Source organism: Pantoea sp. SIMBA_079 (genome assembly GCF_046940275.1).
Taxonomy (GTDB): Bacteria; Pseudomonadota; Gammaproteobacteria; order Enterobacterales; family Enterobacteriaceae; genus Pantoea; species Pantoea borealis.
In genome coordinates this window covers 1-242 of the sequence record NZ_JAWRYR010000812.1, presented here as the reverse complement: position 1 = coordinate 242, position 242 = coordinate 1, and the positions used below count along the sequence as shown (strand labels likewise).

1 protein-coding gene is annotated in these 242 nt (G+C 68.2%); it reads left to right on the top strand.

What is annotated here, in order from left to right; all coding sequences use genetic code 11:
- Nucleotides 1–242 (top strand): LysR substrate-binding domain-containing protein (locus tag SB719_RS22200; RefSeq protein ID WP_412160040.1); only part of this gene is annotated, 242 nt, incomplete at both ends.

Below are 242 nucleotides of genomic sequence, written 5' to 3'. Positions count from 1 at the left end.
CATCGAAGACGGCCTGGCCGCACTCGACGCCTGGCGCGACCAGCCGCTGGGCGCCTTGCGCATCACCACCTTCACCTATGCCGCGCAACGCGTGCTGGCGCCCCGGCTGCCGGCGTTCCTGCTCGCCCATCCCGGTATCCATGTGGAAGTGGTGGTGGACAACGGCCTGACCGACATCGTCGCGGACGGCTTCTATGCCGGCATCCGCTTCGGCGATACCGTCGAGCAGGACATGATCGCCG